Source organism: Flavobacterium arcticum (assembly GCF_003344925.1).
GTDB classification, from domain to species: Bacteria; Bacteroidota; Bacteroidia; order Flavobacteriales; family Flavobacteriaceae; genus Flavobacterium; species Flavobacterium arcticum.
In genome coordinates this window covers 935,044-953,373 of sequence record NZ_CP031188.1, presented here as the reverse complement: position 1 = coordinate 953,373, position 18,330 = coordinate 935,044, and the positions used below count along the sequence as shown (strand labels likewise).

The 18,330-nt window shown below is 34.5% G+C and carries 18 protein-coding genes and 1 tRNA gene; 7 read left to right on the top strand and 12 right to left on the bottom strand.

Translation table 11 applies throughout. The features are described 5' to 3' along the window. Positions 1 to 21: 21 nt before the first annotated feature. Positions 22 to 1,236: a 2-oxoglutarate dehydrogenase complex dihydrolipoyllysine-residue succinyltransferase gene (gene odhB, locus DVK85_RS04345; protein WP_114677263.1), complete on the top strand. Its 1,215-nt coding sequence runs from the start codon at positions 22 to 24 to the stop codon at positions 1,234 to 1,236. A 76-nt stretch (positions 1,237 to 1,312) separates the two neighbouring features. Here odhB and DVK85_RS13540 read toward each other — a convergent pair whose 3' ends face one another. From DVK85_RS13540 to DVK85_RS04320, 6 genes are all read right to left on the bottom strand, one after another. Further along, the gene (locus DVK85_RS13540; RefSeq protein WP_162845285.1) at positions 1,313 to 1,465 is read right to left on the bottom strand and encodes a hypothetical protein; all 153 of its coding nucleotides are present in this window, start codon (positions 1,463 to 1,465) and stop codon (positions 1,313 to 1,315) included. A 455-nt stretch (positions 1,466 to 1,920) separates the two neighbouring features. After that, the gene (locus DVK85_RS04340) at positions 1,921 to 2,400 is read right to left on the bottom strand and encodes a hypothetical protein (protein ID WP_114677262.1); all 480 of its coding nucleotides are present in this window, start codon (positions 2,398 to 2,400) and stop codon (positions 1,921 to 1,923) included. 150 nt (positions 2,401 to 2,550) lie between these two features. Beyond that, complete coding sequence (locus DVK85_RS04335; protein WP_114677261.1) at positions 2,551 to 3,570, bottom strand: hypothetical protein; 1,020 nt, start codon at positions 3,568 to 3,570, stop codon at positions 2,551 to 2,553. Positions 3,571 to 3,669: 99 nt separating this feature from the next. Next, positions 3,670 to 4,698 (bottom strand): hypothetical protein, encoded by a 1,029-nt coding sequence (locus DVK85_RS04330; RefSeq protein ID WP_114677260.1) that lies wholly within the window; start codon positions 4,696 to 4,698, stop codon positions 3,670 to 3,672. A 323-nt stretch (positions 4,699 to 5,021) separates the two neighbouring features. After that, complete coding sequence (locus DVK85_RS04325) at positions 5,022 to 7,280, bottom strand: choice-of-anchor L domain-containing protein (protein WP_114677259.1); 2,259 nt, start codon at positions 7,278 to 7,280, stop codon at positions 5,022 to 5,024. Positions 7,281 to 7,355: 75 nt separating this feature from the next. Then, positions 7,356 to 7,793: a retropepsin-like aspartic protease gene (locus DVK85_RS04320; RefSeq protein WP_114677258.1), complete on the bottom strand. Its 438-nt coding sequence runs from the start codon at positions 7,791 to 7,793 to the stop codon at positions 7,356 to 7,358. A gap of 101 nt (positions 7,794 to 7,894) precedes the next feature. Between DVK85_RS04320 and DVK85_RS04315 the strand changes: the two genes are divergently transcribed. The 4 genes from DVK85_RS04315 to DVK85_RS04300 all read left to right on the top strand — a co-directional run bounded on the left by DVK85_RS04315 (position 7,895) and on the right by DVK85_RS04300 (position 11,026). Then, positions 7,895 to 8,662, top strand: coding sequence for a TatD family hydrolase (locus DVK85_RS04315; protein ID WP_114677257.1), 768 nt, complete (start codon positions 7,895 to 7,897; stop codon positions 8,660 to 8,662). Positions 8,663 to 8,731: 69 nt separating this feature from the next. Next, positions 8,732 to 9,868: a 1-acyl-sn-glycerol-3-phosphate acyltransferase gene (locus DVK85_RS04310; protein ID WP_114677256.1), complete on the top strand. Its 1,137-nt coding sequence runs from the start codon at positions 8,732 to 8,734 to the stop codon at positions 9,866 to 9,868. Beyond that, on the top strand, positions 9,858 to 10,886 hold the full coding sequence (locus DVK85_RS04305; RefSeq protein ID WP_114677255.1) for an asparaginase: 1,029 nt from the start codon (positions 9,858 to 9,860) through the stop codon (positions 10,884 to 10,886). Before DVK85_RS04310 ends, DVK85_RS04305 begins: the two co-directional genes overlap by 11 nt. A gap of 52 nt (positions 10,887 to 10,938) precedes the next feature. Beyond that, positions 10,939 to 11,026, top strand: a tRNA-Ser gene (locus DVK85_RS04300). 22 nt (positions 11,027 to 11,048) lie between these two features. Here DVK85_RS04300 and DVK85_RS04295 read toward each other — a convergent pair. From DVK85_RS04295 to DVK85_RS04275, 5 genes are all read right to left on the bottom strand, one after another. Beyond that, the gene (locus tag DVK85_RS04295; RefSeq protein ID WP_114677254.1) at positions 11,049 to 11,435 is read right to left on the bottom strand and encodes a VOC family protein; all 387 of its coding nucleotides are present in this window, start codon (positions 11,433 to 11,435) and stop codon (positions 11,049 to 11,051) included. A 15-nt stretch (positions 11,436 to 11,450) separates the two neighbouring features. After that, positions 11,451 to 11,654 (bottom strand): YqaE/Pmp3 family membrane protein, encoded by a 204-nt coding sequence (locus DVK85_RS04290; RefSeq protein WP_114677253.1) that lies wholly within the window; start codon positions 11,652 to 11,654, stop codon positions 11,451 to 11,453. A 72-nt stretch (positions 11,655 to 11,726) separates the two neighbouring features. Further along, positions 11,727 to 12,782, bottom strand: a complete 1,056-nt coding sequence (locus tag DVK85_RS04285) for an Omp28-related outer membrane protein (protein WP_114677252.1) — start codon at positions 12,780 to 12,782, stop codon at positions 11,727 to 11,729. 47 nt (positions 12,783 to 12,829) lie between these two features. Continuing rightward, a complete protein-coding gene (locus DVK85_RS04280; protein WP_114677251.1) occupies positions 12,830 to 13,567 on the bottom strand; it encodes a T9SS type A sorting domain-containing protein in 738 nt (245 codons plus the stop codon). Positions 13,568 to 13,676: 109 nt separating this feature from the next. Next, positions 13,677 to 15,134, bottom strand: coding sequence for a T9SS type A sorting domain-containing protein (locus tag DVK85_RS04275; RefSeq protein WP_114677250.1), 1,458 nt, complete (start codon positions 15,132 to 15,134; stop codon positions 13,677 to 13,679). Between the two features lie 416 nt (positions 15,135 to 15,550). On the opposite strand from DVK85_RS04275, the gene DVK85_RS04270 reads away from it, so the two are divergent. Beyond that, positions 15,551 to 16,027: a TlpA family protein disulfide reductase gene (locus tag DVK85_RS04270; protein ID WP_114677249.1), complete on the top strand. Its 477-nt coding sequence runs from the start codon at positions 15,551 to 15,553 to the stop codon at positions 16,025 to 16,027. A 3-nt stretch (positions 16,028 to 16,030) separates the two neighbouring features. Then, complete coding sequence (locus DVK85_RS04265) at positions 16,031 to 17,725, top strand: DUF6029 family protein (protein ID WP_114677248.1); 1,695 nt, start codon at positions 16,031 to 16,033, stop codon at positions 17,723 to 17,725. Positions 17,726 to 17,869: 144 nt separating this feature from the next. Here DVK85_RS04265 and DVK85_RS04260 read toward each other — a convergent pair whose 3' ends face one another. Beyond that, positions 17,870 to 18,184: an HPF/RaiA family ribosome-associated protein gene (locus DVK85_RS04260; RefSeq protein ID WP_114677247.1), complete on the bottom strand. Its 315-nt coding sequence runs from the start codon at positions 18,182 to 18,184 to the stop codon at positions 17,870 to 17,872. Positions 18,185 to 18,330: the final 146 nt, after the last annotated feature.

The following is an 18,330-nucleotide window of genomic DNA, read 5'->3' as shown; positions in this document are numbered from 1 at the left end:
CACCAATAAAATTATATTGAGATGATTTTAGAAATGAAAGTTCCCTCTCCAGGGGAATCGATTACCGAAGTTGAGATTGCAACATGGCTGGTACAAGACGGCGACTATGTAGAGAAAGACCAGGCTATTGCCGAAGTAGATTCAGATAAAGCAACTTTAGAGCTTCCTGCTGAAGCAGCAGGTATTATTACACTAAAAGCAGAAGAAGGCGATGCCGTAGCTGTTGGTCAGGTAGTATGCCTTATAGATACTGATGCAGCTAAGCCAGAAGGTGATGCTCCTGCAAAAGAGGAGAAAAAAGAAGAAGCGCCTAAAGCTGAAGCTAAGCCAGCAGCGTCAAAACAAGAAGAGAAAACGTATGCTACAGGAGCGCCATCACCTGCGGCGCGAAAAATACTTGATGAAAAAAATATAGACCCTACTACCATTAACGGTACAGGTAAAGATGGTAGAATAACTAAAGATGATGCGGTTAACGCAACACCATCTATGGGTACCCCAACAGGTGGTAACCGTAGTTCTGAGCGCAAAAAACTATCGATGCTTCGTAGAAAAGTAGCAGAGCGTCTTGTTTCGGCTAAAAATGAAACGGCTATGCTTACTACTTTTAATGAGGTAAACATGACGCCTATAAATAAACTACGTGCAGAGTATAAAGAAGTATTTAAAGGAAAACACGGTGTAGGTTTAGGCTTTATGTCTTTCTTTAGTAAAGCAGTAGTAAGAGCTTTACAATTATATCCTGATGTTAACTCTATGATGGATGGAGACTATAAAGTGTCTTATGACTTTGTAGATATTTCTATTGCAGTATCAGGTCCTAAAGGATTAATGGTACCTGTAGTAAGAAATGCAGAAGCATTAACTTTCCGTGGTATTGAGGCAGAGATTAAGCGTCTAGCTATTCGTGCTCGTGATGGGCAAATAACAGTTGACGATATGACAGGTGGTACATTTACCATTACTAATGGTGGTGTATTTGGTAGTATGTTATCTACACCTATTATTAACCCTCCACAGTCAGGTATATTAGGGATGCACAATATTATAGAGCGTCCTATAGCTGTAGATGGTAAAGTAGAGGTACACCCAATGATGTATGTGGCACTTTCTTATGATCATAGAATTATTGATGGTCGTGAGTCTGTAGGTTTCCTTGTAGCGGTAAAAGAAGCGCTAGAAAACCCATTAGAACTACTTATGGATAACAACCCTAAAAAGGCATTAGAACTTTAAGAGTTGTAGTTATATATATAAAAAAATCCCGCTCATTGAGCGGGATTTTTTTATAGACTGTATCTTCCCTTGATTATTAACGATTGATATCAAAACTACCTTCTGTTATTTCTACAGATATAAGGTTGTCTTCAGCATCATATTTTCTAAAGCTTCCTGAGAAAGTACCTTTCAACTTTTCAGTATCATTAATCTGGATAACGTTGCTTATGCTAGTGCCTTGATTCATTATCCAACCATAATACATTTGACCATTAGTATAATAAAGCGAAGCAGGGTCATATATTACATCAGCACCAACTTCGCCTTCAAGTATTTCAAAGGATATGTATTCCTCTGAGTTTCCTGTTTCGGATCCTGTTACGGTTAACCATATTTCCTCTTGTCCCCCAGATGTTACAGTTTCTGTATTAATAATAATATTACTATATGTTTTTTGAACGCCATCAGCCTTAAACTTTACATACGAAGTAGCATTGTCAGTCGAGCTTGAATCATCATCAGAGCAAGAGCTGATTGATAGGGTTAATACTGAAAGGGATAAGAATAAAAATAATTTTTTTCTTTTGTAATTTTATTTAAGTTAGAAATTAATTAGGTACGATTATAGAGTAATTTTTTTCTTTTATGTAAGTAAAAATTCCCAATATATAGCGAGGACTTTGTGTAAAGTTGCTAGGGTATTTATTCGTAGTTTAGTTTAATATCAAAATTACCCTCTGTAATAGTTTTGTAAATATATTCTCCATTTAAGTATTCTCTTAGAGTTCCTGTAAAGACCCCTTTTATTCTCTCAGAGGTATATATTTCAGTGTCATACACAATGTCTGAGCTGTTATTAGCTTCATATTCGAGCCCAGCATAATTATAGTTTAGATTGAGTATGTCGTATGGAGCGTTAGCTCCTTCATTTAAGTTCATATGTATATAAAGTTCGAGTGTTTCAGTAATATCATTCCCGTCTTGACCTTTAATACTTAAATAAGTATCTGATTGAAAAAATGTTTTTTCTTGAGTTATGTTAGTGAAGTTTTTCTGTACACCATCAACTTTAAATTTAATATATGAAGTAGCATTGTCAGTCGAATTTGAGTCATCATCAGAACAAGAGCTAATAGATAGTGTTAGAATAGAAAGTGATAAGAATAAAAATAATTTTTTCATTTTGTAATTTTATTTAAGTTAGAAATTAAGTGCAATTATATAACAATTTTGGATTTTAATAAAACTTTTATTTCGGCTATTAAATTTGCGTACAACAAAAACCCCACTCATTGAGTGGGGTTTTTTATTATTTGAAATAGAATTGTTTAATTAAGGTAGACTATTGAGCATATTGATAAGTGCAGGGTCTGTCGCTACGGCAAGATCAGACTGTGTGAAAACAATAATATCATTTCCTACTATAGTTACTTGTTTTACGCCCACTAGCCATTGCCCGCCTTGCGAGGAAACAAATATTACATTAAACTGCGCACCAATTGGAATGTTGTCATAAGGATCATCAAATAATTGTATGCCATAATCAAAGTTGTTAAACCCTGTAAGCATATTCATTTGTCCTTGGTAAGACATATATACCATAGAATTGGTGTCGTTAAACCCGTTAGGTGCGTCAACCCAAATTCCAGTGAATTCTTCAAAACCTTCTAGACTATCTAGTTTATCAATATTACACCACCCGAAGCTTAGCATCTCCATGATGAATTTGCCATCCTCTACAGATACTTCTCTTTCATTGCCATCGTCATCAACGTCTTTTTCCCATGCCACATCACCGTCTTCATCTTCTTCGCCAGTCCATACAATCATTTCTTCGGTATCCTCTCCTTGACCTCCAGATAGTTCTGTAGGTACAGATAGTACATAAGGCACACCGTCATCTATATCTTGACCTTCCTCTGTAGTCATGTTTACATAAAATTCACCGCCTGTTATAAGCCCTGCTAATGCAGAATCTTCATTTGCTTCTCCTTGAGGCACTCCCATAGTTGGCATACCTGTAGCTACCATTCCGCCTATCCCGAATACTTCTATAAACTCTACAACAACAGGACCGTTGTATGGGTTTCCGTTAACAGTTAAATTGTTAGGAGAAAAAGTTAACTCTACACCCATTTCTGATCTGAATTTAACTTGCTCTGTTCCAGTTTCAAACCTAAAATACTGTTTTGAGTTTTCTCTATTGTTTTGTTCTAATGCATAAAGACTACCTTCTTGGCTCTCCGAAGCTTTTTTTAATAAGGCGTTGTCAGTTGTGGAAGTGTCTTCGCTACTACATGCGGCAAAAATCAGTGCTACGAAAGCAGTCTTAAATAATAATTTAGTTTTCATAATTTATTTATTTGGATTAAAATTTATTCGAGAATTTTAAAATAACCCCATTTTATTAAGTAGGGGTTATTTTAGGTTTTTTATTAAAGTGAAGTTTGTTTATGGAATGGCATCTATAGCATTCTCTACATCAGTTTGAGTACCTGTAACTATATCTACGGCATCTATAACAATAATGTCATTAGGGGTAAAAGTTACGGGTTTTATGGTGTAGTCCCATTGTCCTATTGTTCCTGACACAAAAACAATGTAGCCGCTTAGCCCCACAGGTACTTGACCATAATGCTCACTAAAAAGTTCTGTTCCAGCATCATATGTATCTAGCCGAGCTAACATGTTTTGTTCTCCTTCTGTTGCAAGATACACGTTAGAGTTATTGTTGTCATATCCGGCAGGAACATCAACCCGAATTGTAGTTTTAGGACCAGCATAGCCCCAAAAACGATCGATATTAGACCACCCGAAATTGTCTACATCAAGATTATAATTTTCGCCACCAGTACCACCTTGATCACCGCCACCACCTACAGGCTCTGCATCATCATCTTCGTCCCATACTACATCACCGCCATTATTTATTTCACCATCCCATGCAGTCATGTTAGGGTCGTTACCGCCTGTTAATGCTGTAGGTACAGTAAGTGTAATATTAGCACCGTCATCTATTTGCTGATTATTAAATGTCATGTTTACAAAGAATTCACCACCAGTTTTAAGAGGCCATAAGTCTACTCCCTCTATTTCATCTGATTGTTCATCGGCAATTCCCATAGTAGTTTTATTGGCAGTTGCCATAGTACTACGTTTAAAAATTTCGACATATTCTACTACTATATTACCATGTACTCTTTGCCCTTGTATGGTAAGGCTAGAGGTGCTAATATTAATCATTACCCCATTCTCTGTTTCTAAAGTAACGTTAGGGTTTTCGGTGTTGAATTCAAAAAATTGTGTAATTTTTTCAAGAGCATTGTCTTGTAATTTTTTAACATCATTGTAGTTGTCTGACGTTTGTCTGTAACTGTTTTTAAGGTTAACGTTATTTTTTTCGTTGGAGTTGTCTTCATTGCTACAGGCACTGAAAAACAGGGCCACAATTGTGGCTGTAAATAATAGTTTAGTTCTCATAATTATAATTTAGTTGGATTAAATTAAAAAGTGAGTTACAATAACAATAGCTAGCATACTTGTTGTTGTAGCTTTGTTAAAAGTACTAAAATATTATCATATTAATTATTTTGTATCTTTTTTATCGACAAAATAATGGTTTTTTATGTTAAAATAACAATTTTAACATGCGGAGTTATTTTTTATGTAGTAAAATACTGAATAATCATGTTTTGTAGATTTTTCACTTAGTGTTCTGGAGGTTAGTGCTTTAGTTTTTGTGTAAAAAAACTCCTGCAATTTTGCAGGAGTTTTTAAAAATTGTTTTTTTTTAAAAGTATGTGTTACTCTTTTATTATTTTGATTGTCTTTTCGCTATTGCCAGCTATTATTTTAATAAAGTAAATACCTTGTTTAAATGCTTCTGTATTAATTTGTGTTTCGAGGCTGTTTACTTTTTCGCTAAAAATAGATTGTCCTAACAGGTTGTGTATAGTTACGGTGTCTATTTTGTTATTGTTTTTAATGTATAGTATATTACTAACAGGGTTAGGGTGGTAGCTAAAGCCTTCAAAATCGTGTTTTGAAGTACTTAATGTAGATGATACTGTAACAGAAAGTCTCTCAATACTTTCTATACCATAAATAGTTTGAGTCGCATAATATGTTACACCATTTACTAAGGGAGTGTCAAGCGGTAATGGGGTTTCCTCATCTTGTGTATTCATTGCTGATCGCCCACTTGTAGCATCTTCGGCATACCATTGTATGTTTTCTCCTTCTATTATTAAATCACCCAGTGTTTCTCCTTCGTCAAATGATTGTGCTTCCTCTCCTTGTGGGGCAGGGGTAGTGTAATTTTCATCTAAAATGATAAGTTGGAAGCTACCTGTATTAAAACAGCCTGATAATTCATTTTCAATTCTTACATATATTGTTTCTGGATTTTCTGAATTTTGATAATAATCAGGTAGAGCATTAGTACCTGCACTGGCATCTTCAAGGGTATTATGGAATGTAATGAATACATCTTGGAAGTTTAGATCTTGCAGTATTAGAGCTGATTTTTCAGCAAGATCAAAATTGAATAATCCGTCACTTTCTGCCTCAAACATTAATACATTGCTTATCTCAATGTCAGTAATGGTATCACTTCCTTCTGTAATATTTATACTGTAGCTAAGGTTACAGCCTTCGTTAGGTAAAGTTACATTTACAACATACTCGCCAGCTTGGGTAGCTATTATACTATTACTATCTTCTTCAGGAATCTCAACACCATCAAGATACCATGCGAACTCGAAAGAGCTATCTAGGTTAATACTAAGCGTTGTCGATTGACCTTCGCATAATACAGTGCTATTATTAGTGCTTATAGTAGCATATTCATATTCTGATGATCCAATATTAAAGCTTCCTCCCTCAATAAATATAGCAGAATCGAAAGCTGTATCGTTATAATCGGCAATAACGAGTTTTATATGATAGGTATTACCAGGTATAACATCGCTTTCAGCTGTCATAGGTACAGTAATTCCTCTAAAGTTAACAGGGGCAGTAATATCATCAGTAGTGTAGTAAGAGTCGAAATATTGTGGGTTTACAGAGGTGCAGCTAGTGTTGTATTGTGAATCTCTTATGTTTACTACAGATATAGGTATGGTAGTGCCTGGTATAACGGCAAGGTTAGTAGCTTCTCCCGTAGCTACATTAGTAAGGATAAATGCAAAAGCATCAGCAAAACCACACTGGTAGGTACCATATTCATTAGCAGCAAAAATGAAATCAAAACTAATGTGATCTATTGTAGGCACAAAGTCAAATTCAAGCCAACTAACGTCATTAAAACTTCCGGGAAAATCGAACATAATAGCCTCAAGGTCTTCATCACCACTTAAGTTAGATCCAACAGAACTTGATGGCCCTATAGCAGGACCGGGAGCAATGTCTATATTTCCGCTAGATAGGATAATACCATTGTCAAAATTAAATAAGGATTCGTTTTTTTCAAAGTAACCTAAGCCTCCTGAAAGTCCTTCGCTTGCCCCAGTTTGGTAATTAACGTTAGAAATGGTCATACATTCAGAACTTATCAATATATCCTCAATTAACTCTTCGGGCGTATAGGCAGTACTACTTGTCGTAATGCTATTAAGCGGTACATTCACACAAATTGTAAATACAATATTTTGATCCGACTGTGTGGTGGTAGCATGTACCTGTACCTTATAGGTTGTACCAATTGTTAAGTCCTCTACAATTCCTGCCGAATTGACACAACTAATTAGCGTGGGCGTATCACAATTATCTTCATATAATGATAACTTTATGTATGCGTCGGTGCCAGAAACTATATTGTAACCAATTCTATGTCTGTTACTTGTAGCAGTAAATTCAAACCATACATCATAACCATTGGTGCCAATACAATCGTTTGTAATGTTAGATAGTGTTGCCGCTACAAAAGTAGCTTCTACATTAGTGTCACAAATAAGCTGATTATTAACAGGTATTGTAGTTGCTCCACTACAGTTATTATTAGTAGGTTGTGCATAAGTAAATGCTGTAATGAGCGGGATTAAAAAAAGGAGCAATTTCTTCATAATAATAAGGTTGGTGGTTTTTAGCCGACTAAATTATAAAAAAAGAACTACAAATATGTTTTTTTAATATTATAACTATTTCAAATAAAAGCAGTTATTATAATAGTCTATGATAGCTTTGCCTTGTAGTAATACATCTGCACCTATAATGCCGTGTACAGGTTTTGCTTTATATTGGCGTAATGCCTCATTTACGTGCGACATGTCAAAAATAACTAAGTCAAAATCTTTGTTTTTCCACCAGCCCATTTTTAAAGTATTCTTTAAAGAGGTTTGCGTTAGCATACCTGTACCGCCTGCACCAGCAGCTTTAGTATCTGAGTCATTAGTTAAAAGCTCAAAGTGTTCTATGCTTTCAAACCCCACACAACTGTTAGATGCTCCTGTGTCTAGTATAAAATTACCTGCTATACCATTTATTTTGGCTGTTATAAGCAAATGCTGTGTTTTAGATATTTTAAATTTTATGCGTTTATAGCCTTTTTCTTTTAGTGTACTATATAAGTTTTCCATGCAAGAGGTCTTGATTCTTACTCAAAAATACTTTAAAATAATATATAAATGCAGTATAAGCAGTTGCAACTTTGTAATTTTGCAATCCAAAATATTTTGTAATGACGTTTACCGATACACATACTCATTTATACAGTGAAGAATTTCAACAGGATAGAGATAGCATGATGCAACGTGCTATAGATGCAGGTGTAACCCGATTATTTATACCTTCTATAGACTCTACTTATACTCAGCAGATGTATGAGATTGAGGCACAATATCCTGATAATGTGTTTTTAATGATGGGGTTACACCCCACCTATGTAAAGGATAACTATGAAGAAGAGTTGATGCATGTAGAGGCAGAACTTGCTAAACGTAAATTTGCAGCCGTAGGCGAAATAGGTATTGACCTATACTGGGATAAAACCTATATTAAAGAGCAACAACATGCTTTTAAACACCAGATACAGTTAGCTAAAAAATATAAGCTACCTATTAATATTCATTGTCGAGATGCTTTTGATGAAACCTTTGAAGTGTTAGGGTCAGAAAAAGGAGAGGGGCTTTATGGTATATTTCATTGCTTTACAGGTGATTTTAAGCAAGCAGAACAAGCAATATCCTACGGAATGAAACTGGGTATTGGTGGTGTTAGTACTTTTAAAAACGGAAAAATAGACCGGTTTTTAAACGAAATAGATATTAGTCATATTGTTTTAGAAACCGATTCGCCTTACCTCGCTCCTGTGCCATATAGAGGTAAACGTAATGAAAGTGCTTATACTGTACTTGTTGCAGAGAAACTTGCTGGGATATATGGTATGAGTATAGCAGATATTGCTACTATAACTACTGAGAATTCTAAATCAATTTTTGGTTTTTAACAAAGAAGACGGCTTAAATTCATAAAATTTTTGTTCATTTGTAAGATTGTTTTTAACATAAAGAAGTGCATGTCAAAATTTGAACATATCCGGCCTTTTTATGACAGTGAAGTAAATGAGGCTATATGTGGTGTTATACATCATCCTATGATGAAAGCGCTTATGAGTTTTGCATTTCCTGATGTTGACCAAAAGGTGTGGGAAAGGCAGTTGCAAAAAACACACTCTAAGCGCGATTTTCAAGTTAACTTTATATATCCTGCGGTGCAAAAAGTACTGCAAAAAAGTTCAGAAGGGCTTACTACATCTGGTTTTGAAAAGCTTGATAAGCATACACCTTACCTTTTTATTTCTAATCATAGAGATATTATACTCGATACTTCATTATTAAATGTTTCGTTGTACGATCATGGACAAATAATGACGGCATCTGCTATAGGCGATAATTTAGTTCAGAAACCTTTTTTACATACTCTTTCAAGACTTAATCGTAATTTTTTAGTACAAAGAGCACTACCGCCAAGGGAGTTGCTACAGAGTTCGCGCTTAATGTCAGAATATGTATGTCAGTTATTACTCCGCGAAAATCGTTCAGTATGGATAGCACAGCGTGAAGGACGTACTAAAGATGGTAATGATGCAACCCATCAAGGAGTATTGAAAATGCTTGCCATGGGTGCAGAGGGAGATAGTTTGATGGAGTATTTTAAGTCGATTAAAATTGTACCTGTTTCTATATCTTACGAGTACGACCCCACAGATGCTTTAAAAATGCCTATGCTAATGGCGCAGGCTAACGATGAAGTATATGTTAAGGAGAAAAATGAAGATTTTAATACACTACTTAGCGGTATAATGGGGCAGAAGAAACGGATTCATATTCATGTTTGTGATGTGCTAGATAATGAGTTAGATAAAATTAGTGCTGAATTTGATAATCAAAACAGACAAATACAAGCTGTTGCACAAGTGTTAGATGATGCAATATTGAGTACTTATAAGCTTTGGTCTACCAATTATATTGCATATGATTTATTGAATAAAACAGATTGTTTTAGTGCAAAATATACCGAAAAAGAGAAGCAGCTTTTTGAGCGAAGACTGGAAATGCGTATAGATGTAGATAATAAAACGTTATACGACGGTTTTTTAGCAATGTATGCTAATCCTGTAGTGAACAAAATGAAATACAAGAATGAAGTCTAAACCCAATATTTTATTATTATATACCGGTGGTACTATTGGTATGGTTAAAGACTTTGATTCGGGGGCATTAAAAGTGTTCAATTTTGACAAATTGCTACAAAATATCCCTGAACTAAAACAGCTTGATTGCGTTATAGAAACGATGTCGTTTGAAACACCTATCGACTCATCCAATATAACCCCACTTCAATGGGCTAAAATAGCCACAGTAATAGAGCAGAATTATAATAATTTTGATGGTTTTGTAATTTTACACGGCTCAGATACTATGTCATACTCGGCATCAGCATTGAGCTTTATGCTACAAAATCTTAATAAACCTATTGTTTTTACAGGGTCTCAGTTGCCAATAGGAGATTTGCGTACCGATGCTAAAGAGAATCTTATTACAGCAATACAAGTGGCTTCGCTTAGAGATAATGATGAGGCTGTTATACAAGAGGTGTGTCTTTATTTTGAATATAAGTTGTATAGAGGTAATCGCACCGTAAAAATAAGTGCCGAACATTTTAATGCTTTTATATCCCCTAATTATCCTGAACTAGCAGAGTCAGGGGTACATCTTCGTGTAAATAAGAATGTGCTATTGCAAAAGCAAGAAGATAAAGAATTATTAGTAATAAAAGATTTTGATACTAATGTTGTTATTATTAAGGTTTTCCCGGGTATTAATGTGCAGGTATTAAAAGCTATACTTGGTGCGCCAAGGCTTAAAGGAGTAATACTTGAGACTTATGGGGCGGGTAATGCACCTACCGATGCTTATTTTGTATCGACATTACAAAAAGCGATAGAACAAGGAATACATATAGTGAATGTAACTCAATGCTCAGGAGGTAGTGTTAATATGGGGCATTATGAAACAAGTACTTTATTAAAAGAGATAGGAGTGATATCGGGTAAAGATATCACTACCGAAGCGGCTATAACTAAGCTAATGTATCTGTTGGGGCAAGACGTACCAGCTCAAGAATTTAAAGAGCTTTTCGAAACTTCGCTATGTGGCGAATTGTCTTAATAATTTTTTAATATCCGTTTTAATATTCTATTTTTGCAGCCGCGATAAACTTAGAGAGGTGGCCGAGTGGTCGAAGGCGCACGCCTGGAAAGTGTGTATGCTCCAAAAGGGCATCGAGGGTTCGAATCCCTTCCTCTCTGCTAAAGAAAACCTGTGATTTATTTACAGGTTTTTTTGTGCTTTTAGGTTGCTTATTATTATGTTAAACCCGTCTGGATCCTGAATTAAAATACCATTTAAGTTCCAATAGGGGTTTTTGGGGTTTAATTTTTTAATTTGATATATGTTGATGTTTTCTATTATCATACTGTATGAAATATCTGTTTCAGGGTAAAAAACTAAAATATCGTCATCATTAAATTTATGATTTACAATTTCATCTGATTTTGTGAACTCTAAATGCCAGCTCATATCTTTCAGTCCTATAAAAACACCATCATAATTATCATGGTTGTTAAAAGAGCCAAGAATTTCTAAATCTAAAATATTAGTATAGAATGCTATTATTTTATCAAGATTGTTTGTGTGCCTAGCGACTCTGAAATTCATGACGTTGTTTAAAGTTTATCTGCTTTTTTTTATAGCTTTAATAACAGCTTTATTTCTTCTATCAGCATACATTCGGTTTAATGATGCTACTGCCCATATAAAAGCGGGTATCCAACCAATAATGGTTAATTGAAGTATTAAACAAAGCAAACCAGAAATTATTTTTCCTTGCAAGAATAAAGAAAGCCAAGGAAAGAAAAAAGCGATTACATATCTCATAATATAAATATATTAAAATAAATAACGGCTACCATTTGGTAGCCGTTATTTATTTTAATGCAATATTTTGTTCTATAAAATTTCAAATTCTTGTTCATCACCTGGGTGAGAACTCCTTACATTAAGTACATTGCCATCTGCATCTGTTACAAATGCAACAAATTCAAGTTTGCTGGCATTTTCAACAGTTTCGGGTACTGTAACATTAAATGTTCTTGTGTAAGTATTAAGTATGGTGGTTTGATTACTAGGTATATCTTCTCCCATAAGAGGTGTAATACATGCTCTTAATACATGATTATGTTCAAAACCTTCAAGAACATCAATACCATCATAATAGGTGGTATAGTTATGCTGCTCGTGTATTAAACCATCTTCAAGAATGTAAACAACCATCTTCATGTTGTTGTTAAAATCTTTACCAAACATGACTTTAACATCTATAGCTAGATTATTACCATCTTGAGATGATTTCATTGCAAGTCCCAGTTTCGGGTTATCACCTTGAGTTAATGCAATAACTTGGTTAAGATTGTTCGGCTCAGGATAGTTCCATTGCGTTAATCTATTTATTAAGCCTTTAGGGTAGCCAGGTATGTTTATAAAGTTTTCCAATTCGGTAGAGTCAAACGTATAAGGGTCATAGCTAGGATCGTTCGGGTTCAAACTAGCCCTGTGTATTGCTACAGCTACTACATTATCTGATTGAGTTTTAACTTGTTCTATACCAAATGCTACTCTTGGGCAGTAACCACACCAAGTACCTGTATAGTCTTCAATAAGTACACGTTTATTAAAGTTAACTTCTGAGCCATCATGAAAACGTATAGGTAGCTCTTCAGACTCTGCACCAAAATATTTGGCAGTAACTGTAAATTGACCTACTGTCGAAGAAGTAAACGTATTGCCTTCTAAGGTGTTTCCGTCTATATAAATAGTTGCATCTTCTGTAAGATCATTGCCATCATTATCTTTTACTGTAAAGACAATAGATTCATCTATAATTTTAATAGAGCTATCAGCTGTTAGTATTATAGAGTCAGCTGACTTAAGTATCTCATAGTCCGAAGAACATGAGGATAGTAATATAGATGCTAAAGCAAAGAATAGGAATAAGCTCTTTTTCATAATTTCATTTTTTACCCCAAAATATATAAGTGATTAATATGATGGTTTTATTGCTTAACAACTCTAATTTGAGATGTTTTATTATCCTCTGTAGCAAATCGTGCAATGTAAATTGCGCTAGAAAGTGACGAAAGATCTATTGATTGATTTCCTGTACTAATAGTTACAGATTTTATTAATTGCCCGTTCATGTTGTATAGTTCTAAACTAGCGTTTTGTTGTGCATTGATTTCCATATTATTTTTTATAATAGTACTTTCTAATGAAATGCCTGCATTTTGTAAAGCTTCAAAGTCATTAATGTTTGCGGTAGAACTATATACATAATTAAAAGAAATAAGCTGGTTTAATTCATTACCACTACCATCTACTGTTATTATGGCTAATGTATAGCTTACAGACATACTTTCGTTATCACCAGTATAACTACTCCAAAAATGATTATCTCCTGTAGAAGAAGCTCCAGCTTCAAGAGTTAGTCCGCTTTGAGGGTTAGATGGTACTGTAGAGCCTTCGCTAATGCTAAAAAAACATTGCGGATCAATGCAAAATTGTAGACTTGTACCTGCGGTGTTATTGCTTATTGATAGAACTTTCATTTTTATATTTACACTTTCAGTAGATGTATTTGTGAAGTGTAAATCTAATGTAGCTGTCTCTGCATCTAATGTATTAAATGTAAAAGTTTGTCCTTCGGTAATAGCTTCCCCATTACCAGTTACTGTGATTTGTGCTTGTGCTATTCCGCAAAGTAATAATCCTGCAATAAGTATAATTTTTTTCATAATTCTTTTTTTTAATTCGTTTATAGTATTTAAGTAAAAAGGCTATCGAGAACAAATAAATGTTCTCGATAGCTTTCTATTAAAGTATTGTAAAAATAGCTTTTAATTTTTATTTGATAACCAATTTCTCAGTTCTTTCTCCTGTAGCACCAACTATTTTAGCAAGATACATACCTTTTTGTAGGTTACTAAGGTTCATAGTGTCGCCATTGTTAATTTCTTTAGCAGTAAATACTACTTTACCTGTTAAGTCCATAACTGTTACAGCTACTGCTTCTTGAGTTGCAAAGTTAAACACACCGTTTGAAGGGTTTGGATACACTGCAAAAGTTGAAGTTTCGATAGTTTCAGAAGCTAAAACACCATTTGTTTTGAAAGCAGATGCTCTTGTTAATTCAGTTCCAAAGTTTCCAGGTCCATAAGCAAATACAGCTGTATCATTAGAGTAAACCTCCATACCATGCCATGTGTTACCAAGACTCCATCCGTCGCCATATGCATCATACATGTTAACATCAAAACAATCTGAAGTACCTTCAGGTATTTCTACAAAATGCATTTTGGTAGTATTAGCATCAGGTCCACCTGCTCCAGCAGTACCAGTACCTGCTTGATAAGGACCGCCGTTAGCAACTACATTTCCATTACTGTCTTTAATATCCCAGCTTATTTCACCAGGGTAGTTGTCTGTGTGTACAAGTACAACTAAGAAGTTGTTTTCTGCCTGACCTGCAACGCTAACATCTACAGTGTTAGATTCAAGGACACTGTTAAAAGGCTCACTTCCGTTAATTTGAGTAAATTCTATTGTGTGATCTTTTGATGTGTCAAATTCTACACCTTCGAAACTAACAGTCCCTGAAGTATAAAGAGAAAGATCTCCACTATATGTTTGTGTAGCAATCACAGTACCATCTTCTTTAAGAGAAAGTTCCGCACTTGTTAAATTGTTTCCACCATAATTTTTTATTTCAACATCAAAGTTTGTAGCTCCTGTAGCTTCACAAAGTGAAACAGATGTTTTTTCTACTTCGGCATGATTTTCTGCACCATCAATACTACCGCAGTTACTAACTCCTTCTAAAAATGGTAGTGGGTTAGCCTGATTCATTTCATACACCAATCCGTCAGGGCATATTCTATATAGAGTAGGGAAGTAAGCAATGTCATATAAGTTTGCTATAGCAGCACTATCTATAATAGGATATTTTGTTCCTGTAACCCAGTCTCCTTGAGTTTGAGCTGTTTCACCATTAAGGTCAGATATAGATGTTGAGCCATCACCCTCTATAAAAAGGATAACTACTTCGTCTGATCCTTCTGGACCGTGAGATTTGTATAACTCTTCGAGAATGTGTGCAGAGTGAAAACTCCAACATGGCCCACACCATGTAGCAGATACGTCTAATACTACAGTTTTACCTTGGTCAAGATAAGTTTGTAAATGATGTTCTACACCATTAATGTCTGTTGCTGTAAAATCGGGAGCTTGAGAACCCGAAGCTAACTGAGCGTTAGCAGAAAAACCTGCAAGGGCAAGCATTCCTAATAGTAGTGTTTTTTTCATGGTCTTTCCTTTGAGAAATTTAGTTTTGTTTTTTATGTAACGAATACCTTTCTATTTGTTTATTTTTTAACAAATAAATAATGAAAAGTAAAATATTATCCGAAAATATGTAAAAAAAAGTTACTATCAAAAAAACATATAGAAAAAAAAATTAATTAACATTTTTTATATATCAATGATATTTTTTAAGGTTTCTCTATAGGAATAGTAGGCTTTTAGGTGTTTTGTGTTTTGTTAAAAAACTTTTTTTTAATTAACATTTTAGCTATTAATGCTTTTGCGGTTTATTTCTATGGTAGATAGAGTTTATAACTAACTATTTTATGTTTTTTATTGAAAAAAAGTAATAGACTGTCAAAAAAATTTTTAATATTGCGACTCAAACAACACATAATGTATTAATATTATTTTATAACATGAAAAATTTACTCATACTATTTTTGCTCGTTACCTTTTCTGCCAATGCACAAAAAGCAATGCCTAGTGTAACCCTTAAGTCGGTTAATAATAAAAGATATAATGTTAAAAACGATTTTAGCGAAAAAGATAAACTTTATGTATTTACATTTTGGGCAACTTGGTGTGCACCTTGTATAAGTGAGCTTGATGCTATAAAAGAGCATTATACTGAGTGGTCTAAAGAACTTAATATGGAAGTGATTGCGGTATCTATAGATGATACACGTACACAAAAAAGAGTTAAACCATTACTTAATGGTAAGAACTGGGACTATACTGTTTTGTTAGATACAAATCAAGATCTAAAAAGAGCACTTGCCATTGCAAATCCACCTTATACTGTAGTAGTAAAAAATAAAAAGGTTGTATATGTACACAATGGATACAGCCAAGGAGCTGAAATAGAACTTTACAATAAACTGAAGGAACTATAATTGATGAAAAGAAAACTACTTTTTCTGTTACTACCCTTAGTAACAGGATCATTATATGCTCAGGATACCGAAACCGAAGAAAAGGAAGAGGTAAGAGTGTATGGCGGATTTGAATCGAATATACAATGGTATCTAAATGATAGTGGTAGGGGTATAGAACATCCTAGTACTCCGTTAAGGTCTAATAATTATTTTTTAACAAATTATCAATACGGTCGATTTACGGCAGGTTTCCAAATTGAGGCTTACGAAGATAATGGGCTATTAAACTACAATCCTGGTTTTAAAGGTGGAGGTGTGGGTACATATTACCTTAACTATAAGACCGAAAAACTAGAGCTTACTGCTGGATATTTTTACGAACAGTTTGGTAGTGGTTTATTATTACGCGCATGGGAAGATCGTGCTTTGGGTATTAATACAGCCTTGCGAGGCGGACGTGTTCTTTTTAGACCAAGTGATAATGTAAGGTTAACAGCTCTTTTTGGGCAGCAACGTACGGGGTTTGATGTTTCAGAAGGAAGAATATATGGTTTTGATTCTGATATTAATTTAAATAGCTTATTCAAATTCGAGCAATCAGACCTTTCTTTTGGAGTAAGTTATGTAGGTCGATATGAAAAAGTAACTATCCCTGACCCAAATTTTGATGAGCTTACTAATGCTTTTGCAGGAAGAATTAACTTTATACACAATTCATTCTATATCTCGGGTGAATATAATTATAAGCAGAAAGATGCTATACTAGATGTACAAAACCGTATTAATAACGATTTTGTAAAGCCAGGTAATGCTATCCTTCTTAATTTTGGGTATACAGGCACAGGACTTGGTATAGATGCTACTGTGAGAAGAATGGAAAACATGAGTTTCCTTTCAGAGAGAGAACCTACATTTGTAGACGCAACATCTTCTAGTCTTAACTTTAATGATAAAGTACTCAACTTTGTACCTGCTTTAACAAAACAACACCACTCTAATCTTGCCAATATATATGTTTTTCAGGCACAAGGTAAGGTAGATTTTATAGACCAACCTATAATGAAGGCAGGAGAGACAGGCGGACAAATAGATATTTTTTATGAGTTTGCCAAAGAAACTGCACTTGGCGGTAAGTACGGTACTAAAATAGCTCTTAACGCATCGAGCTGGTATAACTTACCAGGTCAGTACAGGTTTACTCCTGCTGATTATGAAACAAACCTTTTTGGTGTAGGAGAGAAATATTTTTCAGATTATAATCTAGAAATCAAAAAAAGACTTTCAGAAACATTGCTTACTAATTTCTACTATATCAATCAGTATTACAATACTCAATGGTTGCAAGGTGGCGAAGAGGTAAACTCAAACATTGTTACAGGAGAAGTGGTTTATAATTTTGATACAACCAAATCAGTACGTGTTGAGGCTGAACATATGTGGGCTGATGCCGATAGGAAAAATTGGGCAGGAGGTACTGTAGAGCTTAACCTAAACGATAAATATTCTTTTTATGTATGGGATATTTATAATTATGGTAATGATGATAGCGCTAAGCAAACCCATTATTATAATGTGGGTGGTGCTTACCGTTATGGTGCTACACGTATGGCTCTAAACTATGGTAGACAGCGTGGCGGACTGGTATGTGTAGGCGGTGTATGTCGTTTTGTGCCAGAAAGTACAGGTTTTACAGTGTCTTTAAGTACAGCATTCTAAAGGAACTAACCACTCACCAATTATACTTAAGCCCTTGCATTTACTGTAAGGGCTTTATTTTTATTAGTCTTTATACACTATCCGCTTTATAACAAAAAACTCCCGATAGAATATATCGGGAGTTTTTTGTTATGTTGCTTTAGCTTAGTTTGCGTTTAGTTTGCCAAAAGTGTGTTCTAAAGCACTTTTTATTTTATCGGTAGCACCTGCAACTGCTTTTTCAATAGTATTAGCATGGTTTACTACTCCTATGGGCTTTAATCCAGCAATGCGTGCCTCTATACTGCAACGCTTGTCGTTCTCTCCACCTTTAGTACTATTCTCGTCACCAAGATGTACTTCAAGGCGTGTTATTTTTTCCTCATATTTTTTTAAGGAAGTTTGTAGCTGTGTAGTAAAATATTCTTCCAGTCTGTGGTGACCTTCAATATTATTATCGGTATTAATTTGTACTAGCATAGTATATATCGATTTAATTATTTACACAAATATAGCAACAAAACGTCAGGTTTGTTATGATATTGGTCATAGTTAACGTAACATTAAGTATTTATTTTAACTTTTACATTACAACGTTATAGGTTAATGTATTCATTAATTGTTGT

Bases quoted from the DNA above. Each gene is read 5' to 3' on its own strand.
- DVK85_RS04305 (WP_114677255.1), top strand. From the start codon at position 9,858: ATGAAGTCTAAACCCAATATTTTATTATTATATACCGGTGGTACTATT.
- DVK85_RS04265 (WP_114677248.1), top strand. From the start codon at position 16,031: ATGAAAAGAAAACTACTTTTTCTGTTACTACCCTTAGTAACAGGATCA.
- DVK85_RS04290 (WP_114677253.1), bottom strand. From the start codon at position 11,654: ATGAGATATGTAATCGCTTTTTTCTTTCCTTGGCTTTCTTTATTCTTG.
- DVK85_RS04340 (WP_114677262.1), bottom strand. From the start codon at position 2,400: ATGAAAAAATTATTTTTATTCTTATCACTTTCTATTCTAACACTATCT.
- DVK85_RS04330 (WP_114677260.1), bottom strand. From the start codon at position 4,698: ATGAGAACTAAACTATTATTTACAGCCACAATTGTGGCCCTGTTTTTC.
- DVK85_RS04260 (WP_114677247.1), bottom strand. From the start codon at position 18,184: ATGCTAGTACAAATTAATACCGATAATAATATTGAAGGTCACCACAGA.
- DVK85_RS04315 (WP_114677257.1), top strand. From the start codon at position 7,895: ATGACGTTTACCGATACACATACTCATTTATACAGTGAAGAATTTCAA.
- odhB (WP_114677263.1), top strand. From the start codon at position 22: ATGATTTTAGAAATGAAAGTTCCCTCTCCAGGGGAATCGATTACCGAA.
- DVK85_RS04285 (WP_114677252.1), bottom strand. From the start codon at position 12,782: ATGAAAAAGAGCTTATTCCTATTCTTTGCTTTAGCATCTATATTACTA.
- DVK85_RS04295 (WP_114677254.1), bottom strand. From the start codon at position 11,435: ATGAATTTCAGAGTCGCTAGGCACACAAACAATCTTGATAAAATAATA.
- DVK85_RS04325 (WP_114677259.1), bottom strand. From the start codon at position 7,280: ATGAAGAAATTGCTCCTTTTTTTAATCCCGCTCATTACAGCATTTACT.
- DVK85_RS04275 (WP_114677250.1), bottom strand. From the start codon at position 15,134: ATGAAAAAAACACTACTATTAGGAATGCTTGCCCTTGCAGGTTTTTCT.
- DVK85_RS04270 (WP_114677249.1), top strand. From the start codon at position 15,551: ATGAAAAATTTACTCATACTATTTTTGCTCGTTACCTTTTCTGCCAAT.
- DVK85_RS04310 (WP_114677256.1), top strand. From the start codon at position 8,732: ATGTCAAAATTTGAACATATCCGGCCTTTTTATGACAGTGAAGTAAAT.
- DVK85_RS13540 (WP_162845285.1), bottom strand. From the start codon at position 1,465: ATGAATCAAGGCACTAGCATAAGCAACGTTATCCAGATTAATGATACT.
- DVK85_RS04280 (WP_114677251.1), bottom strand. From the start codon at position 13,567: ATGAAAAAAATTATACTTATTGCAGGATTATTACTTTGCGGAATAGCA.
- DVK85_RS04335 (WP_114677261.1), bottom strand. From the start codon at position 3,570: ATGAAAACTAAATTATTATTTAAGACTGCTTTCGTAGCACTGATTTTT.
- DVK85_RS04320 (WP_114677258.1), bottom strand. From the start codon at position 7,793: ATGGAAAACTTATATAGTACACTAAAAGAAAAAGGCTATAAACGCATA.